This is a genomic window from Nostoc sp. (assembly GCF_036918015.1).
Taxonomy (GTDB): Bacteria; Cyanobacteriota; Cyanobacteriia; order Cyanobacteriales; family Nostocaceae; genus Nostoc.
In genome coordinates, this window is the sequence record NZ_JBALEO010000085.1 from 39,498 (window position 1) to 62,903 (window position 23,406).

At 42.0% G+C, this 23,406-nt stretch carries 23 protein-coding genes, 1 pseudogene and 1 riboswitch; of the genes and pseudogenes, 14 read left to right on the forward strand and 10 right to left on the reverse strand.

What is annotated here, in order from left to right:
* Positions 1–149 precede the first annotated feature (149 nt).
* Positions 150–233: riboswitch (adenosylcobalamin-variant (AdoCbl-variant) riboswitch) on the forward strand.
* The 10 genes and pseudogenes from cobG to V7K61_RS25660 all read left to right on the forward strand — a co-directional run.
* Entirely contained in the window at positions 205–1,842 is a 1,638-nt protein-coding gene (cobG, locus tag V7K61_RS25615; protein WP_335057726.1) for a precorrin-3B synthase, read from the forward strand. Its footprint overlaps the riboswitch before it by 29 nt.
* A gap of 139 nt (positions 1,843–1,981) precedes the next feature.
* Positions 1,982–2,608, forward strand: coding sequence for a precorrin-8X methylmutase (locus tag V7K61_RS25620; protein ID WP_335057728.1), 627 nt, complete (start codon positions 1,982–1,984; stop codon positions 2,606–2,608).
* A gap of 2 nt (positions 2,609–2,610) precedes the next feature.
* On the forward strand, positions 2,611–3,315 hold the full coding sequence (locus V7K61_RS25625; RefSeq protein ID WP_334933282.1) for a precorrin-2 C(20)-methyltransferase: 705 nt from the start codon (positions 2,611–2,613) through the stop codon (positions 3,313–3,315).
* 145 nt (positions 3,316–3,460) lie between these two features.
* Positions 3,461–3,787 carry an ArsR/SmtB family transcription factor gene (locus V7K61_RS25630; protein ID WP_335057730.1) on the forward strand — a complete coding sequence of 109 codons (327 nt, stop codon included), beginning with the start codon at positions 3,461–3,463 and terminating at the stop codon, positions 3,785–3,787.
* Between the two features lie 196 nt (positions 3,788–3,983).
* Positions 3,984–5,048: an ACR3 family arsenite efflux transporter gene (gene arsB, locus V7K61_RS25635; protein ID WP_335057732.1), complete on the forward strand. Its 1,065-nt coding sequence runs from the start codon at positions 3,984–3,986 to the stop codon at positions 5,046–5,048.
* A gap of 31 nt (positions 5,049–5,079) precedes the next feature.
* Positions 5,080–5,493, forward strand: coding sequence for an arsenate reductase, glutathione/glutaredoxin type (gene arsC / locus V7K61_RS25640; RefSeq protein ID WP_335057734.1), 414 nt, complete (start codon positions 5,080–5,082; stop codon positions 5,491–5,493).
* A 20-nt stretch (positions 5,494–5,513) separates the two neighbouring features.
* On the forward strand, positions 5,514–5,651 hold the full coding sequence (locus V7K61_RS34225; protein WP_442936366.1) for a phosphatase domain-containing putative toxin: 138 nt from the start codon (positions 5,514–5,516) through the stop codon (positions 5,649–5,651).
* A 231-nt stretch (positions 5,652–5,882) separates the two neighbouring features.
* Complete coding sequence (gene arsH, locus V7K61_RS25645; protein ID WP_335057736.1) at positions 5,883–6,506, forward strand: arsenical resistance protein ArsH; 624 nt, start codon at positions 5,883–5,885, stop codon at positions 6,504–6,506.
* A 281-nt stretch (positions 6,507–6,787) separates the two neighbouring features.
* On the forward strand, positions 6,788–7,786 hold the full coding sequence (locus tag V7K61_RS25655; protein ID WP_335057738.1) for a GTPase family protein: 999 nt from the start codon (positions 6,788–6,790) through the stop codon (positions 7,784–7,786).
* A 21-nt stretch (positions 7,787–7,807) separates the two neighbouring features.
* Positions 7,808–8,041, forward strand: a pseudogene (locus V7K61_RS25660) (arsenical resistance protein ArsH); the annotation flags it as partial.
* 71 nt (positions 8,042–8,112) lie between these two features.
* Here the strand turns inward: V7K61_RS25660 and V7K61_RS25665 are convergent.
* The 6 genes from V7K61_RS25665 to V7K61_RS25690 all read right to left on the reverse strand — a co-directional run bounded on the left by V7K61_RS25665 (position 8,113) and on the right by V7K61_RS25690 (position 14,947).
* A complete protein-coding gene (locus V7K61_RS25665; protein WP_335057740.1) occupies positions 8,113–8,799 on the reverse strand; it encodes a PHP domain-containing protein in 687 nt (228 codons plus the stop codon).
* Between the two features lie 430 nt (positions 8,800–9,229).
* Complete coding sequence (locus V7K61_RS25670) at positions 9,230–10,366, reverse strand: AIR synthase related protein (protein ID WP_335057742.1); 1,137 nt, start codon at positions 10,364–10,366, stop codon at positions 9,230–9,232.
* A gap of 100 nt (positions 10,367–10,466) precedes the next feature.
* Positions 10,467–10,673, reverse strand: a complete 207-nt coding sequence (locus tag V7K61_RS25675; RefSeq protein WP_069070599.1) for a hypothetical protein — start codon at positions 10,671–10,673, stop codon at positions 10,467–10,469.
* A gap of 261 nt (positions 10,674–10,934) precedes the next feature.
* The gene (locus tag V7K61_RS25680; protein WP_094350617.1) at positions 10,935–11,537 is read right to left on the reverse strand and encodes a superoxide dismutase; all 603 of its coding nucleotides are present in this window, start codon (positions 11,535–11,537) and stop codon (positions 10,935–10,937) included.
* Between the two features lie 513 nt (positions 11,538–12,050).
* Positions 12,051–13,658, reverse strand: a complete 1,608-nt coding sequence (locus tag V7K61_RS25685) for a bifunctional pantoate--beta-alanine ligase/(d)CMP kinase (RefSeq protein ID WP_335057744.1) — start codon at positions 13,656–13,658, stop codon at positions 12,051–12,053.
* A gap of 185 nt (positions 13,659–13,843) precedes the next feature.
* On the reverse strand, positions 13,844–14,947 hold the full coding sequence (locus tag V7K61_RS25690; RefSeq protein ID WP_335057746.1) for a septal ring lytic transglycosylase RlpA family protein: 1,104 nt from the start codon (positions 14,945–14,947) through the stop codon (positions 13,844–13,846).
* A gap of 899 nt (positions 14,948–15,846) precedes the next feature.
* Here V7K61_RS25690 and glsA point away from each other — a divergent pair.
* The gene (gene glsA, locus V7K61_RS25695) at positions 15,847–16,818 is read left to right on the forward strand and encodes a glutaminase A (RefSeq protein ID WP_335057748.1); all 972 of its coding nucleotides are present in this window, start codon (positions 15,847–15,849) and stop codon (positions 16,816–16,818) included.
* A 73-nt stretch (positions 16,819–16,891) separates the two neighbouring features.
* Here glsA and V7K61_RS25700 read toward each other — a convergent pair whose 3' ends face one another.
* The 3 genes from V7K61_RS25700 to V7K61_RS25710 form a co-directional block, all read right to left on the reverse strand.
* Entirely contained in the window at positions 16,892–17,413 is a 522-nt protein-coding gene (locus V7K61_RS25700) for a GNAT family N-acetyltransferase (protein ID WP_335057750.1), read from the reverse strand.
* Between the two features lie 43 nt (positions 17,414–17,456).
* Positions 17,457–18,272 carry a DUF1838 domain-containing protein gene (locus tag V7K61_RS25705; RefSeq protein WP_335057752.1) on the reverse strand — a complete coding sequence of 272 codons (816 nt, stop codon included), beginning with the start codon at positions 18,270–18,272 and terminating at the stop codon, positions 17,457–17,459.
* A gap of 137 nt (positions 18,273–18,409) precedes the next feature.
* Positions 18,410–19,594, reverse strand: a complete 1,185-nt coding sequence (locus V7K61_RS25710; protein ID WP_335057754.1) for an AbrB family transcriptional regulator — start codon at positions 19,592–19,594, stop codon at positions 18,410–18,412.
* Positions 19,595–19,822: 228 nt separating this feature from the next.
* Here V7K61_RS25710 and V7K61_RS25715 point away from each other — a divergent pair, with 228 nt between their 5' ends.
* From V7K61_RS25715 to V7K61_RS25725, 3 genes are all read left to right on the forward strand, one after another.
* On the forward strand, positions 19,823–20,086 hold the full coding sequence (locus tag V7K61_RS25715) for a DUF5678 domain-containing protein (RefSeq protein ID WP_335057756.1): 264 nt from the start codon (positions 19,823–19,825) through the stop codon (positions 20,084–20,086).
* Between the two features lie 379 nt (positions 20,087–20,465).
* Complete coding sequence (locus tag V7K61_RS25720; protein ID WP_335057758.1) at positions 20,466–21,323, forward strand: hypothetical protein; 858 nt, start codon at positions 20,466–20,468, stop codon at positions 21,321–21,323.
* A 90-nt stretch (positions 21,324–21,413) separates the two neighbouring features.
* Entirely contained in the window at positions 21,414–22,859 is a 1,446-nt protein-coding gene (locus V7K61_RS25725; protein WP_335057760.1) for a hypothetical protein, read from the forward strand.
* A gap of 128 nt (positions 22,860–22,987) precedes the next feature.
* Here V7K61_RS25725 and V7K61_RS25730 read toward each other — a convergent pair whose 3' ends face one another.
* On the reverse strand, positions 22,988–23,338 hold the full coding sequence (locus V7K61_RS25730; RefSeq protein WP_094350625.1) for a DUF1257 domain-containing protein: 351 nt from the start codon (positions 23,336–23,338) through the stop codon (positions 22,988–22,990).
* Positions 23,339–23,406: the final 68 nt, after the last annotated feature.

A 23,406-nucleotide genomic window follows, 5' to 3' on the forward strand; every position in this document is an offset into this window, starting at 1 on the left:
ATTCAATTTATAGACTAGCTTCAAGAGCTATATCTTTCGATCGGTAGTGGATAAGCTTAGTTAAAATTTCTGGCTATAGTAATGTAAGATGATTATCTGGATGATGTCTGGTTAAAATCTATAACCTAAACAAAATCTAAATACTAAAGCTGGGAGTTGGGAAACTCCGGTGAAATTCCGGGACTGTGCCGCAGCTGTGATGGGATGACCCAAGTCAGAATGCCAACTCTCAGGATGTCCTCAAGACACACTCACCGTCTACTCCCTGCGTTGCACGGGGAAGGAGTTCTAAGTTTGGTTTCTGGATTTGCCACTTGTCCTGGCTTGTTTTATCCTACTCCCGCCGCAGATGGTATATTATCTCGCGTTAGAATACCAGGTGGAATTATTAGTAGTCAGCAGTGCCGTGCGATCGCAGATATAGCAGAACAGCACGGTGGCGGTTATATAGATGTAACTAATCGGGCTAACCTGCAAGTTCGTGAAATCCGCACCGGGATAAATGCTGAGGTTCTGAAGTACTTACAAAATATGGGATTGGGTTCTGGCAATACTGTTGTAGACCAAATCCGCAATATTATGACCAGTCCAACTGCTGGTATCGATCCCCAAGAATTAATCGACACTCGCCCCTTTGTCAAAAGTTGGGATGATTATATTGCGGCACATCCGGCGCTTTCGGGACTGTCGGCCAAATTTAGCGTTTGCTTTGATGGTGGTGGGATAATTCAGGTGTGCGATCGCTTGAATGATATCGCCTTTGCAGCTGTCTTACTTAACGATAATGTTTACTTTCGCCTCTATCTCAGTGTTGGCGACAAAGGTCAACCCCCCAGCGATACGGGAATTTTGTTACCACCAGAAGACTGTTTGCCCGTCTTGGCAGCTTTGGCGGATGTCTATCTAGCTTATAGTCATCCTACGAGTAAGCGGCGGCTACGTTTGAGAGAGTTATTGAATACTTTGGGTTGTAAAAATTATTTTCATGAAGTTGAACAGCGTCTACCTTTTTCTCTTTTGTACAGTGAAATCAGAAAAGACCTAACCCCCCAACCCCCTTCCCTGCAAGGGAAGGGGGAGAAATTCTCCCCTCTCCTACAAGGAGAGGGGTTGGGGGAGAGGTCAGATGCGAAATATCAGCATATTGGCATCCATCCCCAACATCAGCAAGGCTTATTTTACATTGGTGTCGTCTTGCCTCTTGGCCGATTGGAAAGTAGACAGATGCGGGGTTTAGCAGATTTAGCAGCAAAATACGGCAGTGGAACTCTCAGGCTAACCCCTTGGCAAAATTTGCTCCTTACAGATATTCCTCAGCAATGGGTTGCTGATGTCCAAAGTGAAATTGCTTTCTTGGGATTAGATTCTTCTGCAACCAACATCAAGGGTGGATTAGTTGCCTGTTCTGGAAAAAAGGGTTGCGCCGCTTCTGCCACTGACACCAAAAGTCATGCGTTGGCATTGGCAGAGTATCTTAAAACTCGCGTTACTCTCGATTACCCAGTTAATATTCACTTCACTGGCTGCGAAAAATCTTGTGCCCAGCACAGCAAAAGTGATATTACTCTCCTCGGCGTCAGCATTGAGGCTGAAAATAGAACAGTGGAAGGCTATCACATTTATGTTGGTGACAGCAATCAGAAATTCGGACGCGAACTATATCAATATGTAACTTTTGCCGAACTACCTGCATTAATAGAGCGGATGTTATATGTATATAAAATTCAACGCTTAAATTCTGATGAGTCCTTTGGGGAATTTGCTAATGGATATCCAATAGCACAATTACAGCAGTTATTTGATAAACACTTAGAAAATGGAACCACAGATAAATACAGATGATTGATTCCTCCCTTTCTCTGACTCTGCGTTCTCTGCGTCTCTGTGGTTAATTAAATTAGGTATTTTTCTATTAAAAAAGAAGTATCTATACTAACTAACAAATCAATCCAAAATTTAAAATCTAAAATCCAAAATTCGAATGTCCGACTATATCCGAGATGCCAACGAAATTTACCGTAATTCCTTTGCAATTATCCGGTCAGAAGCAAACCTAGATGTGCTGCCACCAGATGTAGCAAAAGTTGCTGTGCGTCTAATTCATGCCTGTGGGATGACGGATATTGTGACAGACTTGGGATATTCACCAACAGCAGTACAATCCGCAAGAGCAGCATTAGCAGCAGGAGCGCCAATTCTGTGCGATTGCCGAATGGTTGCCGATGGCGTTACCAGACGGCGGTTGTCTGCAAACAATCAAGTTATCTGTACCCTCAACGAGCCAGAAGTGCCAGAACTTGCCCAGCGTATGGGTACTACAAGGTCGGCGGCAGCCCTAGAATTATGGCGATCGCACCTAGAAGGCTCAGTAATTGCAATTGGGAATGCACCCACAGCACTGTTCCGCCTGTTAGAAATGCTCGATGCAGGAGCTACTAAACCTGCGATTATCTTAGGCTTTCCAGTGGGGTTTGTCGGTGCAGCAGAATCAAAAGCCGCACTGGCAGCAGATAGCAGAAATGTACCATTTTTAACCTTACACGGTCGGCGCGGTGGAAGTGCGATCGCGGCAGCAGCAGTTAACGCCCTGGCAACGGAGGAAGAATGAATATGCAACCCAAAGGTCGTCTCTATGGTATTGGTGTCGGCCCGGGCGATCCCGAACTATTGACCCTCAAAGCGCTGCGGCTATTACGTGCGGCTCCTGTGGTAGCTTATCAATCAGCCACAGATAAACAAAGTATCGCTAGAGCGATCGTGGCGCAGTATCTTCCTGGCAATCAAATCGAGGTACTATTTCACCTCCCCCGCGCTTTGGAACCAGAGAAGGCTAAGTCTATTTATGACAACGAAATTCAACCAATTGCCGACCATTTAGCAGCCGGTCGAGATGTCGTAGTGTTATGCGAGGGCGATCCATTTTTCTATGGTTCCTTCATGTACCTGTTCACGCGGTTATGTGACCAATACGAAACAGAAGTTGTCCCTGGAGTTTCCTCACTAATGGCTTGTCCGGTAGCCTTGGGTGTACCTTTCACCTATTACACCGATATCCTCACAGTCTTACCCGCCCCATTGCCGGCAGAAGAACTGACTACACATCTGCTGATGACCGACGCAGCCGCAATTATGAAACTAGGTCGTCACTTTACCAAAGTACGAGATATCCTGCATAAATTAGGGCTAGCGTCACGAGCAAGATATATTGAGCGGGCATCAACATCACAGCAACGCATCATCCCCTTAGATGAAGTCGATCCAGCCGAAGTACCCTATTTCTCAATGATTGTAATTCCAACTAAGAATCGACTATAGACTGACCATTTTTTGAATTCATAATTTTGAATTCCCCGTTCGCGTAGCGTCTCGCAGAGAAGGGGTTGACCCTTTCTTTTCGGTAAAGGTATTGTTTAACCGATGATTTAGACTTTACCATAAAGAAATACTTCAAGAAAAGTTGATGGCTTCTAATAGCACCTTCACTCCTGAGACGATCGCTGCTGGTTTTCATGCCCTGTCTGACCCCCTACGGATTCAGGTATTAGAACTGCTGCGCTCTCAAGAACTATGCGTCTGTGACCTGTGTGACCACCTGGGAACCACTCAATCTAAACTGTCTTTTCACCTCAAAACTCTTAAAGAAGCGGGTTTAGTTCGCGCTCGTCAAGAAGGGCGCTGGATTTACTACAGCCTCAATCTACCGCAGTTTGTTGCCTTAGAGCAGTATTTAGCAGAATTCCGCCGTTTTAGCCCCATATTACCTATTCGCCCCCCCTGCGAGCCTTAAATATTCATCAATTTTTTTTGTGATATTTTATTTAATTTTAGTTTTATCGGCATTGACAAATCAACTTTTTTTGAAATGATAGATATATACTCTTGATATAACTCCACGAATTTTAGATTTTCAATTTTGGATGTTGGATTGAATAATCTGAAATTCCTGCTCAAAGCTCCTGCATTCATGTATGGGGTTAATTTTAATGAACAAAAAAACTTCAAAACGCCTCTCTTTTATTGACCGTTTCCTAACCTTATGGATTTTTTTAGCAATGGCTATCGGCGTTGCTCTAGGCTATTTCTTTCCTGGAGTAGAAGTCTTTATCAATCAGTTCCAGGTGGGAGCAACCAATATACCAATTGCCATCGGGTTAATTTTGATGATGTATCCGCCCTTAGCCAAGGTGCGGTATGAAGAATTAGGGGATGTATTTCGCAACGGAAAAATTCTTGGTGTTTCACTAATTCAGAATTGGATCATTGGGCCAATTTTGATGTTTGCTCTGGCAGCTATCTTCTTACATAATTACCCAGAATACATGACGGGATTGATTTTGATTGGATTAGCCCGATGTATTGCAATGGTAGTTGTGTGGAGTGACTTGGCACGAGGCAATACAGAGTACACGGCTGGATTGGTTGCCTTCAATAGTATCTTTCAAGTCATCTTTTATAGTCCTTATGCTTGGTTTTTCATTACTGTACTGCCACCACTATTTGGATTACAAGGCAGTGTTGTTAATGTCAGCATTGCCGAGATTGCTGAAAGTGTGTTTATCTATCTTGGTATTCCCTTTTTAGCTGGATTTTTCACTCGTTACTTCTTAGTAAAAGTGAAAAGTAAGCAGTGGTATCACGAGGAATTTGTACCTAAAATCAGCCCGATCACACTGATTGCTCTGTTATTTACAATCGTCGTTATGTTCAGCTTGAAAGGGAATTTGATTGTTCAGATCCCCTTCGATGTGGTGAAGATTGCAATTCCGTTGATCGTCTACTTCTTCATTATGTTTTTGGTCAGCTTTTACATGGCTTGGCGCGTTAAAACAGACTATTCTAGAGCCGCAAGTGTCGCGTTTACATCGGCAGGAAATAATTTTGAACTTGCGATCGCAGTGGCGATCGCAGTATTTGGCATTAATTCGGGTGTTGCTTTTGCCGCCGTCGTCGGGCCTCTGGTGGAAGTGCCTGTATTGATTGGTCTGGTTAATGTGGCTTTCTGGTTTGAAAAACGTTATTTTTCGCCATCTGAATCGAGAAACTTTTAAATTTAGTCAAATTATTCGGAGGATTTGAACCATGAAACGTGTGATGTTTGTCTGCAAAAAGAATTCTGCCCGTTCCCAAATGGCGGAAGGCTTTGCTAAAATCCTTGGTAAGGGAAAAATTGAAGTGATTAGCTCTGGTTTAGAAGCAAGTCAGGTTAGACCAGAAGCGATCGCAACCATGAAAGAAATTGGTATCGACATTACCGATCAACACTCTAAACCCCTGAGTGATTTCCAAGCACAAGACTTTGATATAGTGATTTCTTTGTGTGGCTGTGGGGTGAATTTACCGCCTGAGTGGGTTGTGCGAGAAGTATTTGAAGATTGGCAGTTAGACGATCCAGCAGAACAACCAGAAATTTTTCCGAGAGTCCGCGATGAAATCAAAGAACGGGTGACTCAATTAATTGAGTCTGCGAATAAAGAATTTACAACTGCTCGATAAATATTGATATTCAAAAAGGCATTGGCAACGCTGTTGCAGTTCATTGCACCAGTGGAAGACGACGAATAGGAACGATACTGGCTTCTTACCTGATTTACACTGGCTCGTCTTATACAGCGGATTGCGAGTTGATGAGGTACAAAACTACCCCACCCTAACCCTCCCCTTATAAAGGGGAGGGAACTAGATTTGCTGTTTCCCCCCAATACATCGGGGGGATTAAGGGGGGTAATTCACCTTAGCCCCAAGCAATGGAAGGGTGTACTTCACTTCCTTGCAAAGTGCTGTAACGACGCCATCCAGAAAATCCAACACGCAAATCCTGATGTCGAATTGCGAGAAGCCCAAAGCAGATTTTTGCGAGAGTTGGAAAAAAATAAGCAATTACCATGACGACATTTGACCATCCCCCCAGAATTTTATTTTTGTATGGTTCCCTGCGCGAGCGTTCCTATAGCCGCCTCTTGGCAGAGGAAGCCGCACGCATCATTGAAGAATTGGGGGCAGAGGTAAAGTTTTTCGATCCCCGTGAACTGCCGATTTACGGCAGCGTACCTGACACCCACCCAAAGGTGCAGGAGTTGCGTCAATTAAGCTTGTGGTCAGAAGGCCAAGTCTGGTCTAGCCCAGAGTTACACGGTCAGATTTCTGGCATTATGAAAAACCAAATTGATTGGATTCCGCTTAGTATTGGAGCCGTTCGCCCGACTCAAGGGAGGACTTTGGCTGTGATGCAAGTGAGTGGAGGATCTCAGTCTTTTAACGCTGTCAACACATTAAGAATTCTTGGACGCTGGATGCGGATGTTCACAATCCCCAATCAATCCTCAGTGGCTAAAGCATATCAGGAGTTTAACGAAGACGGGACTATGAAGGAATCGCTCTACCGCGATCGCGTTGTTGATGTGATGGAAGAACTTTACAAATTTACCTTGCTATTGCGTGACAAAGTTGATTATCTCACAGACCGCTATAGCGAACGTAAGGAAAAAGCTGCCAAAGAGAAAACCTAATCAGTAATGATTAGAATCCCTGTACCTTTAGGTCGGCGATAACCCCCAATCAATCCTCAGTGGCCAAAGCATATCAGGAGTTTAACAAAGACGACACTATCAAGGATTCGCCCTACCGCGATCGCCTCATAGAACAAAGCTCAGATTTCTCATAAGTGAAAAAAATACTCATTTAAAAAGCTAATCAAGAGCGATCGCGTTTGCGTTATATATGCTTTGTGATCATGAAATAAATTTTTTGGGAATAATACAGCTAGTCTTTCTCTAAGATGATGTTCTTCATGATGAATATGCCAGAAAATGTATTAGACCAATTCGATCACCTTTACAAACTACAGCCTGGAGTAGCAACAAAAATAAAAAATTTTATTTTAAAAACGTTTAATTATCAGCCCAAAATAGGCATTCTTGGTAAGACAGGTGTAGGAAAATCAAGCCTTTGCAACGCTCTTTTTGGAAAAGACGTTGCACCTATCGGTCACATTGAATCTATTACACGAATACCTCATGAATATCCAGTAGGTGAGGGTTCAGGAAATATCAAATTAGTTGATTTACCTGGTGTAGGTGAAAGTCAAGAGCGAGATATCGAATATAAAGATTTATATTCTAAACAGTTGCCAGAATTAGACGTAGTTTTGTGGGTTCTCAAAGCAGATGACAGAGCTTTTAGTACTGATGAAGAGTTTTATCACAATGTCGTCAAGCCTCACTTGGTACAAGGTAAGCCTTTTATCATTGTGCTGAACCAGGTTGATAAGGTTGAACCGATGGATAAATGGGATTTAAACAACTCTATTCCTGGGTGTGAACAGCAAAAAAATATTGATGCCAAGATAAAGGATGTTGCTAAAAGGTTTGGTCTTGATACCAAAAACGTTATCCCAGTCTCCTGTCGTAAAAAATATAACGTGGTAACACTTGTGGAAACAATTGTCTATGCAATCCCTAAAGAGAAAAAGTTAACGTTTGTGGATTCTGTACTAAATGAAAATCGTTCAGAGAAAGCTAAGGAGGAAGCCAAAAGTGGTTTTTTTAAAGAATTCGGTGAATTTACGAATACTGTACTACATGAAAATCGTTCAGAGAAAGCTAAGAAGGAAGCCAAAATAGGTATTGGTGAGAAATTGGGAGGATATGGAGAAAAATATATAGCAGAAGACGCACAAGACTGGGGTCAAAAGATTGAAGAAACCATTGGTTATTTTGTAAATAACACTGTTATTAAACTTCTTAACGAGCTTGCTAAACATGTTTTTCCTTGGTGGCCATTCCCATAAACTGAGAATGGTTTAAAACCATCCTCAGTGGCCAAAGCATATCAGGAGTTTAACGAAGACGGGACTATGAAGGATTCGCCCTACCGCGATCGCGTTGTCGATGTGATGGAAGAACTTTACAAATTTACTTTGCTATTGCGTGACAAAGTTGATTATCTCACAGACCGCTATAGTGAACGTAAGGAAAAAGCTGCCAAAGAGACAATCAAGATAGCCTCTCAATCTCTTGAAATTAACTCTAATAAAACAAATTGACTATTGAGTATCCAAAAAAAGATAACCTCCTGGCAGATTTAACCAGGAGATTTAAAAAAATTGATTCATCTTTACAAGCGTTGTAGCAGACTCAAACCGTGGCTATCAGTACCACAGGTATTGAAAAGAAAGTATTCATCAGCCAACTTTTGCACTTGTTCTGATTCCAATACGCTGGGTTTCCAAGGGTTAGGGTTATTGTAGGCGTAGAAAGTTTCCACACCATCAATGCCCTTTTCGGATGCAGCTGGAATTAAGTCAAAAAGCGATCGCTTGTAACGAGCTGGATGAGCCAAAACTGCCAATCCCCCAGCCTCATGAATAGCGGCAATCACGTTACTTGCCTGATATTCTTGCCCTGTAGTCGGCCTTCTTTGCAGATAGGGTTTCATACTAGGGTGTTCTGGTGTAAAAGCGTAAGCCAAAATGTGAACTTCTATATTCAAAAGGTTGGCATTAATTTCCACGCCACTCCACAGATGAGGAGTTGTTGCATGAGGATTATTCCACTTCCAATCTTCTAACCAAGCAAGGCCTGCTTGATAGCCGATAATACCATGATGATCGGTGATGGCTAACCCTTTTAGCCCAATCGCGATCGCCTGTTCCATCAATGCACTCGGCTGCAACTTGCCATCCGAGAAGACAGTGTGCATGTGAAAGTTGAATAACTTTGGACAACTATGTGCATCAATGTTACGGAATACTTGCTTTAAAAGTTCTGCCGAAGCTGTAGTACGGGCCAAATTTACAACCATAACCCCCTCTGAAGAAAATATATATTCTTAACACACCAAAACGCTACATCTCTGGATGAGAAAGAACCAACACTAAAAATTAGTATCGGCAGCTACTTTCTCAGCTTTTTCAGCAAATTTTTCAATATGTTAAGACTACGTTAGCAAATCTTAATCTCAGTGGTCATGGGTGATTCGCACTACTTTAATTTTAAGTAGTAGTAAATATTACATCCAAAGTTTTATCAATGTGCCTATAGCATCTGTGTTAAATGACTTAGAAAATAAAGGTTTAGTAGAGTAATTATCTCTAATAAGCCTGAAATGTAAATTGCTTTTGTGTGTAAAAAATATTATTTATCTCAGTAATTACAGCTTTTTTCTAAGCAAAATGACTTTAGCGTAGACGTAGCCCACCACAGGCATGGGCTATGCCTACGCTTGGGTTGGATTATACCCCTCGCGCAATTCCAAAAGAATCTCCCTTTAAGGTAACTCCAAGGGGTTCTATGACTACCTCGCGGGAAACAGACGCTTCAACTCTTCCAGCGATCGCAGCCGAAAGTTGATGTTCTCTTGCAAGCAGGACAATTCTCTCTGCATCCTGCTCAGACTCTGTATAGAATGCGAATCCTGCACCGTAATTGAACACCGAAAGCATCGTCTCGGCCCCGCCCTCAAGATGACTCTCAACAAATGTAAATATCTCTGGTACTGGGAGCATCGTTTCGATGACATATCGCAGCGGCTTCACCGACCGCATCAGCTTTTGCCAGCCATGACCAGTAATATTCTCCATCGCCGTGGGACGAATTCCCTCACTAAGCACCGCCTGTACAAGCGGGGTGTAAAGATACGACGCAGCATTCATCGCTTCCCAGAACTCCTGCCCACTCGGAAGTTTTGTTCTATAACCATCAGGAAGCGACTCAGCAAGCTTTCGCAGTGGGGTAAAGCCGTTCTCATGGGGGCCCGAACTTTCGATGAGAACAATAGTATTTCCGGCATCCAGACGCGAGCTATCAATGGGAGCGACACCAGGGGGCATAACCCCAAAAACTGAGCCTGCGATGTCGAGCCGCCCTGGAATCATCTTGGTTTTTAGCTGAGGAGTTTCCCCTGAAAGATAGACACATCCCACTCGTTTGCAGCCCTCAACTACTCCATCCAGAAACCCATCAAGGAAAGCAGGGGTAAAGATTGTTTCAGGAGTACTCGACGGTAGATAAAGACCGAGAAGTATAGTCTGCATACCTGAAGTTGCGGCATCGTTCGTCAGACACGAGATGATTTTGATCCCAATATTCCACCAGAATCGTCTAAGTTCTTCTTCGGAAAGATCGTCAGGGCGCGTATCGTCTGCGGTGCCTAGTCCTTCCGGCACAAGTGTCATCGAAAGTTCTCTAGCCCCCGCCTCTAGAAACGGAGCGAGGTTGAAGCTGAAAGCGTTGGCGCTTGCTCCCAGACCTGACGCGGGCACGATGCCATAAGCGCTTGCAAAGCCGAGTGTGCGTTTTGCGGCATCGATGAAGCGTCGTTTTGCAGCATCGAGAGTATCGTAATCGACTTGATCGAGAGCTTGAGCCATCAGGTTGCGTTTTAAGTTAGGAGTTAGGAGTTAGGAGTTAGGAGTTAAAAGTTAGGAAAACTCATAACTCATAACTCATAACTCCTCACTTTAAAATACCTCAAAATACCTCATCTTCAATACCGCGCCACCATTCTCCTAAATTCATCAAGTCTTGGTAAATGTCTTCTAATTCTTTGGTGTAGACATCATTTGTTAGCGTGGCTCGACGCTCTTGCAATTTTTTGAGGCGCAGTTGTACCAATACCCAAGGTTTAGAGATACTATTTGTTGCTTCGATGTATTGCGCTAGTTCTTTGCTATCCATAATGTTTTATATTTTGATTTTCATCTCACTTTATATTTAGGCGATGCCCGTCCCACTCCTGGAAAACAGAAAAGGGAGAAATTAAAAAGAACTTCTCCCTTTGCTGGTGGGCTTTCTGCTTCAAATTTTGTAAATTAACTTATTGCTTCTACTTTAGATAGTCTGGCACAAGCCGCGTAGACGAATTTAGCTTTGCCATTCTCAAAAGTTAGGAAGCAGCTTACTAAGAAGCATCGCACTCAGTTCAAAACTGTCAAGTAATTAAGCTTTAGCCAAGTTTTCAGCAGCAAAGTCCCAGTTGACCAAGTTTTCTAGGAAATTCTTGATGAACGCTGGACGGGCATTTTTGTAGTCAATGTAGTAGGCGTGTTCCCAAACATCCAAGGTTAGGAGTGCCTTCTTACCATGAGCTAGGGGATTTTCTGCATTTGGTGTTTTGATCACCTTTAGCGTACCACCATCATCGATCAGCCAAGACCATCCACTGCCGAATTGAGTTGCAGCCGCGTTAGAGAACTCTTCCTTGAATTTGTCAAAACTACCAAAATCTTTATCGATTTTGGCTGCGAGTTCACCTGTGGGTGTGCCACCACCTTGTGGTTTCAAAGAATTCCAGAAGAAAGTGTGGTTCCAAACTTGGGCAGCGTTGTTGAAGATTCCCACCTTAGAGGAGTCTTGGAACGAAATTTTGATCACTTCTTCTAGGGACTTATCAGCAAGTTCTGTACCTTCAGTGAGCTTGTTGAGGTTGTCTACATAAGCTTTATGATGCTTGCCGTAGTGATACTCAAAAGTTTCAGCTTTCATGCCAAAAGGCTCTAGAGCATCTTTTTCAAAGGGTAGTGGGGGCTGTACAAATGCCATTGTGTCAAATCCTCTCTTTACCGGTTTCCAGTTTTAAGCTATTGCAAAAGTTTGGGAAATTAATAGCTTTTATTTGTAGGGGTTTTATGTCTTTGATTAGTGAAACATAAAACTTAACATCGTCATTCTACTACCAAAGTGTAGATAAAGTGAAGACGGAAACAAAGTACTTTGGTGATAAGTCAAATCAATAGTAATTCCTGACTATAAATAAAAATGACTAATATCTTATAGCGAAAGGCCAGTAACTAACTAGCATTTAGCAATTAAAGCTTTAATACTTCTATCTTTAGTAAGATTAATTACGATTTACAAAATCAGTCGAAAGCGAGATGATTTTATATTTAAATAAATGTAATATTTATTAACACTTAATAAGTGTTAATTTTCAAAAAATATAGCCAATAGTAAAATTATCTATTTTCTTTTTAAATACAGTTTTAAGGATGGTAAGTAAACAATCATTCACCCACCACCCTTTGAAACTAAAAAACTAACAGCAAATAGCAGTAATTAACACTGAGATAAACGCTGTTGGTAATAGTTAACTATTTGTGCCGTGACTTCAGACACGTCCAAACCATCAGTTTGAAGTTCGATCGCATCTGCTGCTTTTTGCAAAGGAGAAACCTTGCGAGTGCTGTCTTTCCAGTCACGTTCGGCAATATCCCGTTCCAACTGCTCTAAACTCACTTCCGGTTGACCTTGGGTGTGAAAGTCTTGCTGGCGGCGACGGGCGCGTTCACCGACAGAAGCGGTTAAAAAGATTTTAACTTCGGCATCGGGAAATACGTGAGTACCAATATCCCGACCTTCAGCGACTAAACCACCTTTTTTTCCCCAGCTTTGCTGTTGTTTAACCAGTGCCTGACGGACAGCGCTTTGTGCCGCGATCGCAGATACAAGAGAAGTTACCTCAATGGTGCGAATTACCTGGGTAACATCAGTACCGTCAATCCAAACCTGCACGGACGATTGTAAATCCTCGGTGGGAGTAAGTTCAATTTTACACTGATTAGCTAATTCGGCGATCGCACACTCATCGTCAATCGCAATCCCCTTTTGCAGTACTAACCAAGTGACAGCACGGTACATCGCTCCTGTATCTAAATACACTAAACTCAGGTTTGCTGCCACTTGCCGCGCCACCGTGGATTTTCCAGCCCCAGCTGGGCCATCAATAGCGATAATGGGTTGACGATCGCACAATATGATATTGTCAATCAAACGTGTAGCACCAAGACGAGCTGCGATCGCCAACATTCCTTCCTCCTCAACTTTTTCTAAAGACATTAACGTAGTCGGTTCAACCAATTCAATATATTCCACTGAGACCGTGCTGACCATTGCCACTTCTTGCTGTACCACTGCTATCAACTTGTTGCTATTGCGATCGCCTGCAATGAATGCAGCTTCAGCTCGTCGCAAGCCGCGATATAATACTGCTGCTTGCTCTTTTGCCGTTGCAGTCAAATATTGATTGCGAGAACTGAAGGCCAGACCCGACGCTTCCCGAACTGTTGGACAAGCAACAATTTCTACTGGCAAATTTAAGTCAGCCACTAAGCGTTTAATAATTGCTAGTTGCTGACCATCCTTTTCACCAAAGTAAGCACGGTCAGGCTCTACCAAGTTGAAAAGCTTGGTAACAATCGTAGCGACACCTTGAAAGTGACCCAGCCGAGAACGACCACACAAGCCTGTCATCATAGCAGATGGGGGGATAACTTGTGTAACCTTTGATTCTTGTATACTCTTCTGGGGAACTGCCATCTCTTCAGGACTCGGTGCAAAAATGGCATCTACCCCAGCTTGTTCGCAAAGTTGTTGGTCTTGCTCTAAAGTGCGGGGATAGCGTTGATAATCCTCATTAGGAGCAAATTGTAGGGGATTGACGAAAATACTCACAATCACCGTCGAATTTTCGTGCCGCGCCCGTTGGATTAAGCTTAAATGACCTTGATGCAAATTTCCCATCGTTGGCACCAGACCGACTGCCGTCTGATACCAGCCAGTCATCTCATCTAGTCTCAGATCCTCAGTAACCGCAATTAGCTTGTTTTCTGAGCAGCGTTTAGTTAAATAGCAGCGTAAAGCTGCGACTGTTGTCAGCAGGCGCACAAAAATACCCCTAGTTCTTATCGATCCCTCCCCCGTTAGTTTATATCCGAAATAGAGGGAAGAGTTGATTGAACTAGGGGAATTAAGTGATACGGAACTGGGATTGGGGATTGGGGAAAGGTTATAGGTGACAGGTGATAGGGAATAATCTTTTCCCTGTAACCTGTAACCTGTAACCTACTCGATTATTTACCCAAAACTTCAATATGCACTGGTGCAACACCACTGCCCATCATTCCCAAAATCCGAGCCGCGCCGGCAGACACGTCAATGACTCGACCCCGAATGAATGGGCCTCGGTCATTAATCCGCAGCACTACGGAACGACCGTTGCGAGTGTTAGTTACACGAACTTGCGTACCAAAGGGTAAACTACGATGAGCGGCAGTCATTGCTTCGGGATTAAATCTCTGACCGCTAGCAGTGCGATTACCAGAACCGTCATAGCCGTAATAAGAAGCCATGCCTCTCAGGGTGGCTCGCACTACTCCGACTGCAATCTGTTGGGGTAGCTTTGGTATTGATATTTGTTGACGCACTGGTAAATTTGCAATCTCTTTTAGAGGAGATGCATTACCTAGTAGCCTCCGCAAGCGATTGGTTGCTTGCAATGCATCTTGCGCTAAATCGTTGGTACTACCTGCTAATCGCGTACCTTCGCTAATTTCGACCAACTCTTCGCCATTAATTTTGATTACATAGCGATCGCCATTTTGTTGGACAGGAACGCTTTTGTTTTGCGCTTGATTGGCAGTAGATTTTTCCCCTGCTTTCCAACTGACGGTAATCTTACTCCCGTCCACGTTTTCCCGATTCAACTGGTTGATCTTAGCTGCGATTACACCAGCTATCTGAACCGGGTCATTGTCAGCGGAGCTAATCTGATTACTCGCATCTGTTAGGTTCCCAGTATTTAATGCATTTGATGAATTGCTAGCAATAAGGGCGTACCCTTGTACGCCCCCAGTATTGCCAATTGCACCAACTTTTTTAGTCTCAAGATTCGTATTTGATACAGAACTCAAAAAGGTGAGAACAGGTATATTTTTGATAAAAAGGGTTGCCGCCTTACGTCCTCTAATGTTGTGAGGATGAATTTCTGTAATCACAGCATCCAAGGTTTGTTTCCCTGCTGTTGATTGGTACTCTCCCACCTTAACCACATCAGGGGCAGGTGATTTTTGGGATGCTAGCGCATTTCCTTTGGTGGTTTGAGTGCAACCGACTGATGGTATTCCCAAAACAGTCAGAAACAGGGCAACAATAGTCCACAAATGTCTTTGATTCATGCGTCCGTTTTTGAAAGCGACTGTAGAACTTAAAGTTTTATAACTCGCGGGATTTATCACTAATGAAAGTGATTTCCCTTTTGAAAAACTCGAACTCGTTCCGTTTTCACTTTGTTCTTTATAACTGCAACAGACTAACACGAACCTTTTGGCTTGGGGATCAGGGTTTTAGCGTAACTATCGGCCACTTTCTCAAATTCCCATTCCAATTTGAAGGTCGAAACCTTTCTCAAAAGCGGACTTTGGCTATGTAACGCTTTTTTCTGTAAGTCAAAAATTTATTAAAAAAACTTTACGCTTATTTCACACTAAAGTAGCGATACCCTATTCACATCGCTTCTAAAGGCTCGCAACTACCCGTGTATTCTAGATCACATTACTTTTAGCTATTTCCTATAAGAAGGTAATATAACTTTAATTAAATAGCATCGGCATAAATACTTAAAATCATTTATTTAATGAAATATTTAGATTTAACTATGAGTAAGTCGTGATATGAGTTACATCTTAAAAAATTATGCAAATTAGCTTGAGTCTGATATATTTTTTCAAAGTTTTTTCTACTTACATCAATCATTACTTTGATTCTCCACAACTAGACTGATATTGGTGATAAATATAACTTCTTCTGACCGTATTGCTGAGTATAAAAAAAAGGACAATACTCAAATGAATATTTTTCAGGATTAATGACTTAAAAATTAAGAAAACTTTGCGATCGCTTGGATAACAGATGTTGCGTGTATTAAAAATCACAAGCTATCCTGTTTTTCCTCAGTAATTGCTCAAGTATGATTTTTTAGAGCAAGCTATTTTTGGCAAAATCTTTGTAACAGTAGGGATGTACAGCTGTACCTCTTCTATATATAGTAGGTATTTTGGGAAATGCCATCAGCCTAATGACAAACCAAGTGCATCAAGGAGATTTAGAAATAGAGCCATCACCATTATTAGCTTTTCTCAACGAGTTGCATTCCCAGTACAAATCACTGCGGGAGGGTGCAGTAGCGAAATACATTCCCGAACTGGCAAAGGCAAACCCGGATTTGTTCAGCATTTGCATTGTGACAGTAGATGGTCAGGTTTACAAAGTTGGGGACTGGGAGCAACTCTTTACCATTCAGTCAATTTCTAAGGTGTTTGCTTATGGACTTGCCTTAGAAGATCATGGACTAGATTATGTTTTAACTAGAGTTGGCGTGGAACCGACGGGAGATGCATTCAACGCGATTGTTTTGGATGAGCAATCGAAGCGACCTTATAATCCAATGGTAAACGCTGGAGCGATCGCCACCACTAGCTTAATCAAAGGTTCCGGCCCAACCGAACGCCTCAATCGGATGCTAGATATGTTTCGCCGATATATTGGCCGCGACGTATTCGTTGACATTTCAGTTTTTACCTCAGAACGCAGTACAGGGCATCGCAATCGCGCAATGGCGCATTTGATGCTCAATTTTGGCATGATTGACCGAAACATTGAGGAGGCGCTGGATCTTTATTTCCAGCAGTGTGCTGTGATGGTGAATTGTCAAGACTTGGCGGTGATGGCGGCTACCCTTGCTAACAGAGGTATTAACCCAATTACCAAAGATCGGGCGGTAGATAAGCGTTACATCAAAGATATTCTGAGTGTTATGTATACCTGTGGAATGTACAACTTTGCAGGTGAGTGGGCTTATAAAATTGGGATTCCGGCGAAAAGCGGTATTTGTGGTGGGATTATTGCTGTTGTACCCAATAAAATGGGCATCGGAGTGTTTTCGCCCCTGTTGGATGTGCGTGGTAATAGTGTACGGGGGGTGAAGGTGTGTGAAGAACTTTCCCAACGGTTAGGTTTACATCTATTTGATTGTTCAGGTCAAGAGTGAATTGGGCATTGGGCATTGAAAAACTCTTCCTCAGTCATCAGTCCCCAATCCCCAATTTAGCGATCGCCAAATTTTAAATAATCCCTCTTCGCGTATCCGTCCAACCGTATGCAACCTCAACCAGTTGGACTGTGGCAATCTCGATTTGCTTTTGGTACACCTGTTGACCACCAAGGCTTTGGTAGAAATGGACTGCGGGGTTATCAGCTAAAACCCACACTAACATTGAACTAATACCAGACTGCATCAGCCTGGTGGCGATGGTGGAAACCAGGCGATATCCTAAACCTTGGTGCTGGTACTTCTCTAGAATATAGATAGCATACAACTCACCTTGATAAAGGCGATCGCCTGTTCTCTCTTTACCTCCACTAGCAAAACCAATTACTTGCCCGATTTCATCCTCAGCAATATATGTGAAATTATCCTGAGTTATATTGCTCAAAATTTTTACCCATTTTGTCTCTCGTTCTTCATAAGATAAATCTGCGAGAAACTTTGCTGGCATTAAGTTACTGTAGGTTGTTCGCCAAGTGTCTACATGCACTTTGGCGATCGCGGGTGCATCGGTTAAGTTTGCTTCTCGGATCGCCATCAGCTATCTCCTGGCAAGAGATCGATAGTTCTTTTCAACTAGTTTACAACTCTTCTGCTTGCGGAAGTGGGAAGATTTCACCAGCTAAATAAGCTTGAAAGTGCTTTTGGAAGTACAACCAAGAAGTCATATCTTCCCCATCTATCAATGCTTTTGGGGCTTGTTTATATAAAGGAATACGGTTATTAATTTCGTCTTGCAGCAGTGGGGGCAGTTCTGTTAAACCATTGACTTTGCTACCAACAGCACTGTAGATTAGTTGACCGGGGCGATCGCCCATTTTCATCCAGGGCAGCCATTGACCAATCCGATCCCAACTCAGTTTGAGTTCAGAAACTGATTTAAGTGCTGGGTTGAATAAATCTGCGGTTGGCACTGTTAATTTAAACAATTCCGCTGCCTGATAAATTGGATTTGGGCTGTATTCAGCAAATTTGCGATCGTCTGCTAAGGGATTAGGGTAATAAGGAAAAATATCAAAAACGAAGGTTGTGCTGTCACCATCTACTTGTGCGGGGAAATTTCCCTCAAACTTTCCCTGTACAGGATTATTGGCAACGTGAATCACCGGAACTGTCTCGCCTGTCCAAGGATTCTCCCATTTCGATAAAACCTCATCTGTTTTTGGGTTGAGGTAGTAAGTTAGTTCCCTAGAAGTAAAATCCCAACTACCCTCTGCTGTGGGAATACATCGGCTAACGCTTAATCCCAGCATCTTAAACAAGAGTTGTCTTTTCTCACCGGGGATAAAGGCGTAAATTTTACCTTTCCAAATCAGGAAAGTGGATTCGGTAGGGTCAAGGGAAGAACGAGTTTTAACCCAGTGCTGCGCTTCAAGTTCTTGAATTTGGGCAACCATCTAAAGCATCCTTAGTATTTGGATAACAAAAGGATAAGCTAACCAGCATTCAAGTTGCATCTTTGTTATTAGTCATTTGTCATTTGTCATTTGTCATTTGTCAAAAACTAATGCCCCATTACCAATACCTTCATCAATTAAACTGGTTCAGAAAGTTGCTCATCCAGACGACGAAACAAAAACAGCCAAAGCGGTAGAGAACTATTAATCGCAATTAGTCGCACCAAATGACCAGTTGTAACAATTTCAACATTATGATTCAATGTTAGGGAAACTAGGATCATTTCTGCCGATCCTCCTGGTGCTGTGACTAAAAGACAGGTTAACCAGTCCCAAGAGGTTAATTGCATCGCAAGTATAGCAGCGATCGCTCCGGCTACGAGAGTCATACCCACAGACATCAAAGCATAGGCGACAGTCCGCTTTCTAAAGTTGGGTTTGTCTCCCCAATATTCACCAATCGTAATTCCCAGGAGCATTTGGCCCAATAAGTTTATTATTGGCGGCGGACTAAAGCTAATATCACCCACAAAGGGCAGCCAATGTAGCAAAGGATTAAACCCGATACCAATCAACAATGCACCAAAGAAATCGCCAGCGGGTATTTTAAACAATATAGCTGGATAAACTACTAATCCAGTAATTAGGAGTACTAATAAGAGTAATTCTAGTTGAGATGGATCGAGATTGAGCCAAGCGGCGTTGATTGGGAGTGTTTGCGGATAATCATTACCAGCCGATGTCCTAGCGATGAAGGGAATTAGAACAACTACACAGGTAACGCGAATCGCCTGAACTAGGGCAACCAAGCTAACATTTTTATTGTAATCGGCTGCGATCGCTGCCATAATTCCTACACCACCAGGAACTGTAGCCAGCATTGCTGTAAATAGGTTGGTTTTGCTAACGCGAGAGTAAATGTAACCGATACAGCCTCCACTCAGTAGCAGAAATAAGGTAAGAAAAATAAATATAGGAATACCGGAAGCAACACTAGCTAGATTAGCGTGGGCATTGGAAGCGCCGACAGTTAAGCCGACAAGTGCCATTCCCACTTTTCTAGCAGTGCGGTTAGGTTGGGGAGAATATTGATAAAAAATCCGGCACCCTTGGAGAACCACTGTACCAGCGGCAATCCCGCCAAATATCCAGGCAATCCTGCCAATTTGGAACTTTGCCAGGAGTAAACCCAGAGGTAATGCCAGAAGCATTTCCAAGACAAGGACAATTAGTTGCTTCCCAAATAGCTGTTGTTTGGTAGCAACAAGATTTTCATGAGTGTGTTCTTCCAGGCTGGGAGTAGCACTTAGACTTTGATTCATCGATACTAAGCTTTTTTTTAAGTCTAAGCTATAGGCGTAAAAGTGGATCTCCAGTGGTGCGATCGGACATTACCAGAAACAAGCAAAATGATACAAGTGAAGGGTTTTAGTTCTAGTGGTGAGTTTATTTTAGATTTAGATTTAAGTCAGGTTTGGTAGCTCACCTCTTGCACCAGACAATTAAAATAGTGCCAGAGATATTCCACATCTACAGACAAAATTAAATATATGAACACAACTCCCTCTAAAAGAGAAACAGATGAAATACTCAAGTGGTTAAATCGTAACCGCCAGATGTTATTAGATTTATATAAAAATCAATATATCGCTTACAATGCGAATGGAATAATTGCTCGCAGCGAAAATTTGCGCGAAGTTTTAGCATTAGCTAATGCTGCGAAACAGCCTTTTTTAATTTACCTAGTTCCCCGTCGCACTGCTTCTATAGAAATAAATTTTACCAATTCGCTTCCGCACCGTGACTCGCCATGATTGGCAACCAAATTATAGAGTTATTTTAAAACACGGAGATATAGAATCTAATACAAAGATGTTAGTTGGATCTGGTGCTGAATTAAGTTTAATTTCATTAATTTAATTGCGTTGTGAGAGAGATAAATAGCAAGTTTTGTAAGAGAACATGGAACAGTGTAAAGTACAAACACTTATATTTATCGATATAGAATTGAATACTTTACAAAACTTTCGGTAAATTACCCAAAAATTAATTATAACCACTATTTTACCTAAACATACAAAATTTTGGTGCAAGTTCAGTGTTTATACAATTAAGTTTGTATGACGTTTTTTATATAGTTAGAAAACTAGGTCAAAACAAATAATTTATTTAGTTTTAGGTATTAACAAATCAATGTTTAAAAGAACATACAGGAAAGAGGCTCAACAGAGGCTACGCAGTGCAGTAGATAAATACGAAAACGCCTGTAAGTGTTTACAAGATGCGGCTGCAAGTCTTTATCAAAACCGAGTCAAGCGTGGGGTTGAGACTATTAAACTTTGCGAAAGTTACATAAACACACTGGCAAATTCACCAAAAGAATTTAGCAAAGTTATTGCTGAACTTAAATTTCAGCTTAAAGAAATTACAGGTAAAGACTGGCAGCTAATTGATGCAAACACCAACAAAAACTTTGTAGCAGGTTCTACTGCTGGTGCTGGCTTAGTCGCTGGAGCAGGAGTTGCCTTTCTTGGCCCGACAGCTGCAATGGCATTTGCAACTACTTTCGGTACAGCATCAACAGGTGTTGCAATATCTTCTCTTTCTGGTGCTGCGGCTACTAATGCTGCTTTAGCCTTATTAGGAGGTGGTGCGCTTACTGCTGGAGGTACTGGCATGGCAGGTGGAAGTGCATTATTAGCAATGGCTGGGCCTGTTGGCTGGGCTATTGGAGGTGCAGCTTTAGCTACTAGTGGATTATTTTTAGAGCATGAAAATAAGAAAATTGGCAAAGAAGCCAATAGCCGCGCCTTTGAAATTGAAGGTTTGATACCTAAAGTCAACGCATCAAAACAAGAAGTAGAACTTATTGAGAAGGAAACGATCAGATTAGCTGATCTCATTTATAGCGAAATCCAATACTTCCAAAAGAATGCTCCTAAAGATTACCCACAATTCAGTCAGCCTTTCAAAGAAAGACTGGCAGTTTTAATTAATTCTATCCATGTGCTGAGTCAGTCACTCAAAAAAACAGTAGACCTCAAGCTGTAGAAATAATTCGTAAGTTTATAGTGAGCTACTAACCTTGTTCCGTTGGTAGCTCAATTATTTTGCTAGGTCAACACATGAAAGGTTTGGTATATGGATAAATTGGAAAATAGACATCAGACAAATCAGTTTATTGCTGCAATTGTAGCAGAAGATAATCTGTATCAAGCAGAACAACTAGCTGCGGAACTCAGTAAACAAGATCAAGCCTTTTTTGCGGCTATTCAAGAAGTTGATAAAGTCCGTGATTTTTTAGCTACTCCTGAAAATATTTTGGGAAATACAAGCACAAAACACGGTGAAATAGCTGAACAAGTAGAAGTTGGTATTCGTAATGCTAAATCGCTCTTGAACTCTTCGACTCCTAGCGCCACATTTGAGGGAGTTGGAAGAACAGCACCAGAAGATTATTTAATTAACGGGGTTCAGGTACAGTCTAAATTTATCAATGGTACGGGAAATACTCTGGATCATGTTCTCGACCACATGAAAAAATATGACAATTTTGGAAGAGATGGGTCTTTTTACCATATACCTAAAGACCAGTATGAGACTATTCAAAAGATTTTGAATGGTGAAAATGTAGAAGGAATAACAACTCGTACTGCTCAAAAATTACAAGAAAAAGTTCAAGAAATAGAGCAAATGTCTGGTCATTCATTTAGCCAAACTGTTAGACCAGGATTATCTAATTATTCAGATGTACAAATAGGTAAAGTCGATGATACGCTAGCTCGCCATGACAAAGAATTAAAGAGAGATAACGTAGAAATTAAAGACAGAATACGTACCGAAGCTCAACCTAACATAACTGATTTTGGTCGGGTTGCCGTTAAAGGTGCAGTTATAGGAGGTAGCATTAGATTTGCTACTAAAATTTATGGAAAATATAAGGAAGGAAAAAATGTTTTTAAAGGTGAGTTAACACTTGAAGATTGGAAAGAAATTGGTATAGATACAGCTACAGGTGCAACACTTAGTAGTATATCAGCGACGGCAATTTATGGGTTAACTAATTTCGCCGATATGTCTGCACCCTTAGCTGGTGCATTTGTCAGTGCTGGTATGGAAGTTGCCAGTTTGGTAAAAAGTTGGAATCGCGGAGAAATTTCTTCAGAAGAATTTGTAGAATTGAGTTTATTTGCTTGTGCAGATTCTGCAATAGTGGCGACTGGAGCAGCTATAGGACAAGCATTGATACCTGTTCCTGTTATTGGTGCGGTTATTGGTTCAATTGCTGGTCGTATTGTTTCCGATTTCTGCAAAAATTTATTAGGAGAAAATACAAAACTGTGTAAGCAAGTAGAGCAGCATTATCAAAAGTTACTTGCTCAAATTGATCAGGATTACAAGACTACTGTCGCTAATATTATTGCTACTTATGAAAAATTGGGTAACTTAGCTCAAGCAGCTTTTAACCCTAGTTTAAATGTAGAATTGAGGCTGCAAGCTAGTATTAAACTAGCAGTGTCATATAATGTTCCTGATTCCAATATTATTCACAATGTAGATGAGCTAGACTTATTTATGTTTAGCTGAGTGCGACTGAAGGATAAAATTTTATAAAAATCAGGACTGAGAAATCAATCTCAGTCCCGATAAAAAAGCGGGCTAACCGCTATTTATATGGTTAACCCGTGCAGCTTTGGGAACGCGCAGAGAAATTGTTATTGCAATACCAATTTCACATTGGCGTTTTGCAAACCGCGCTGTTTCACTTCAGCCAAAGTTTTGTTAACGGCATACTTTTGGTTGATTGAGTTGATCAACTCGGTTTGGTTGTGCTTCTTAGCAACGCCCCACAAGTCAGCGATTAGGTCAAAAGAACCATCGCCATTGCGAGACCAGCCGAGATCATATTCGCCTTCCAACACGGCAACGATGTCAGAACGGACACGCTGACCGTTATAACCACGGACATCAGCTTCAGTCTTTACGCTGATACCGAGGTCGCGCAAGGAAGCCTTGAGGATTTCGGCATCGGTGATTTTGGTACGCAGGGTGCTAAAGTGAGACATTTGGGTTTCCTCCAATGAGAAGATTGAGAAAAACGACAACGGTTTGTTTTGGGCGAAGCCGCGCTTAA

Excerpts from the sequence above, each read along its gene's own strand:
- cobG (WP_335057726.1), top strand. The coding sequence starts at position 205 with ATGACCCAAGTCAGAATGCCAACTCTCAGGATGTCCTCAAGACACACT.
- V7K61_RS25620 (WP_335057728.1), top strand. The coding sequence starts at position 1,982 with ATGTCCGACTATATCCGAGATGCCAACGAAATTTACCGTAATTCCTTT.
- V7K61_RS25625 (WP_334933282.1), top strand. The coding sequence starts at position 2,611 with ATGCAACCCAAAGGTCGTCTCTATGGTATTGGTGTCGGCCCGGGCGAT.
- V7K61_RS25630 (WP_335057730.1), top strand. The coding sequence starts at position 3,461 with ATGGCTTCTAATAGCACCTTCACTCCTGAGACGATCGCTGCTGGTTTT.
- arsB (WP_335057732.1), top strand. The coding sequence starts at position 3,984 with ATGAACAAAAAAACTTCAAAACGCCTCTCTTTTATTGACCGTTTCCTA.
- arsC (WP_335057734.1), top strand. The coding sequence starts at position 5,080 with ATGAAACGTGTGATGTTTGTCTGCAAAAAGAATTCTGCCCGTTCCCAA.
- arsH (WP_335057736.1), top strand. The coding sequence starts at position 5,883 with ATGACGACATTTGACCATCCCCCCAGAATTTTATTTTTGTATGGTTCC.
- V7K61_RS25655 (WP_335057738.1), top strand. The coding sequence starts at position 6,788 with ATGATGAATATGCCAGAAAATGTATTAGACCAATTCGATCACCTTTAC.
- V7K61_RS25665 (WP_335057740.1), bottom strand. The coding sequence starts at position 8,799 with ATGGTTGTAAATTTGGCCCGTACTACAGCTTCGGCAGAACTTTTAAAG.
- V7K61_RS25670 (WP_335057742.1), bottom strand. The coding sequence starts at position 10,366 with ATGGCTCAAGCTCTCGATCAAGTCGATTACGATACTCTCGATGCTGCA.
- V7K61_RS25675 (WP_069070599.1), bottom strand. The coding sequence starts at position 10,673 with ATGGATAGCAAAGAACTAGCGCAATACATCGAAGCAACAAATAGTATC.
- V7K61_RS25680 (WP_094350617.1), bottom strand. The coding sequence starts at position 11,537 with ATGGCATTTGTACAGCCCCCACTACCCTTTGAAAAAGATGCTCTAGAG.
- V7K61_RS25690 (WP_335057746.1), bottom strand. The coding sequence starts at position 14,947 with ATGAATCAAAGACATTTGTGGACTATTGTTGCCCTGTTTCTGACTGTT.
- glsA (WP_335057748.1), top strand. The coding sequence starts at position 15,847 with ATGACAAACCAAGTGCATCAAGGAGATTTAGAAATAGAGCCATCACCA.
- V7K61_RS25700 (WP_335057750.1), bottom strand. The coding sequence starts at position 17,413 with ATGGCGATCCGAGAAGCAAACTTAACCGATGCACCCGCGATCGCCAAA.
- V7K61_RS25705 (WP_335057752.1), bottom strand. The coding sequence starts at position 18,272 with ATGGTTGCCCAAATTCAAGAACTTGAAGCGCAGCACTGGGTTAAAACT.
- V7K61_RS25710 (WP_335057754.1), bottom strand. The coding sequence starts at position 19,594 with ATGAATCAAAGTCTAAGTGCTACTCCCAGCCTGGAAGAACACACTCAT.
- V7K61_RS25715 (WP_335057756.1), top strand. The coding sequence starts at position 19,823 with ATGAACACAACTCCCTCTAAAAGAGAAACAGATGAAATACTCAAGTGG.
- V7K61_RS25720 (WP_335057758.1), top strand. The coding sequence starts at position 20,466 with ATGTTTAAAAGAACATACAGGAAAGAGGCTCAACAGAGGCTACGCAGT.
- V7K61_RS25725 (WP_335057760.1), top strand. The coding sequence starts at position 21,414 with ATGGATAAATTGGAAAATAGACATCAGACAAATCAGTTTATTGCTGCA.
- V7K61_RS25730 (WP_094350625.1), bottom strand. The coding sequence starts at position 23,338 with ATGTCTCACTTTAGCACCCTGCGTACCAAAATCACCGATGCCGAAATC.